1 protein-coding gene and 1 pseudogene are annotated in these 1,201 nt (G+C 76.4%); both read left to right on the top strand.

Annotated features, from left to right (window positions below):
* Positions 1-460 (top strand): annotated as a pseudogene (locus tag IF73_RS41720) (hypothetical protein); the annotation flags it as partial.
* A 97-nt stretch (positions 461-557) separates the two neighbouring features.
* The coding region (locus tag IF73_RS0136995; protein ID WP_031015896.1) for a PadR family transcriptional regulator at positions 558-1,201 on the top strand (644 nt) is incomplete at its 3' end.

Below are 1,201 nucleotides of genomic sequence, written 5' to 3'. Positions count from 1 at the left end.
CCCTTCCCCCCGCGCCACGGGCGCCACCACCGCCCCCGCCGGGTCCGGCGCCCCCCGCCCCGGGAAGCCGGCCGCCCCCACCAGCGACGCCCCCACGCCCACCGGCTCCCCCTCCCTCGCCGGCCGGCCCGCCGGAGAGGGCCGCGCCCGGCCCGGCCGCCCCGAACCGGCTGTCCCCACCGGGCCCGACGCCTCCGCCACCCCCTCACGTGACAGAACCGCTACAGAATCCACCGACGCCGACCGCCTCCCCGAGGAGGACGCCGGGGTACCCGAGGAGGAGGCCACGGTCGGCCCCGCACCGGCCCGCGCCAGCCACCCCGCCGCCGCCCACCAGCTCACCGTACGGAACGGCGCCACCACCTCCGACCAGCCCGTTCCCCTGCTCACCCTCGGTGTGGGGCTCACCCTGATGGGCCTCGGCCTCGGCTTCCTCGGCCTCCGGCTGCGCCGCCGCTGACCCCCTCCCGGCCCCGCCCGGTCCCCCCTGAGGCGGACCCTCCGGGTCCCCCTCACGACGGTTGCCCCCCTCGACATACCCGGTATACATACTCGGTATGTCGATCCGCCACGGGCTCCTCGCCCTCCTCGAACACGGCCCCCGCTACGGCTCCCAGCTGCGCACCGAGTTCGAGTCCCGCACCGGCTCCACCTGGCCCCTCAACGTCGGGCAGGTCTACACGACCCTGGGCCGCCTCGAACGGGACGGCCTGGTCGCCCAGAACGGCGAGGACGGCGCCGGCCACGCGCTCTACGCGATCACCGACGCCGGCCGCGCCGAGCTGCACACCTGGTTCGAACAGCCCGTGGACCGCACCAGCCCCGCCCGTGACGAGCTCGCCATCAAACTCGCCATGGCCGTCGGCGCACCCGGCGTCGACATCCGCGAGGTCATCCAGTCCCAGCGCCGCCACACCGTGAAGGCCATGCAGGACTACACCCGCCTCAAGGCCCAGGCCCTCGCCGCCCTCGAAGGCGGCGGCTCCCGCGAACGCGACGACATCGCCTGGCTCCTCGTCCTGGAGCAGCTGATCTTCCAGACCGAGGCCGAGGCCCGCTGGCTCGACCACTGCGAGTCCCGGCTGATCCGCCTCTCCGCCACCGCACCCCCACCCGTCTCCGAGCCCGGTCCCGGACCGGGGGCCCGGCCCGCGCCCGCCGCGGGGGCTGCCGGGCTCGGGGGTGGGGGTGGGTCGGGGGT

The organism is Streptomyces sp. NRRL F-5727 (assembly GCF_000719555.1).
GTDB lineage: Bacteria > Actinomycetota > Actinomycetes > Streptomycetales > Streptomycetaceae > Streptomyces.
Note: the sequence above shows the minus strand (reverse complement) of the source record. Positions and strands in the feature narration are given on the sequence as shown.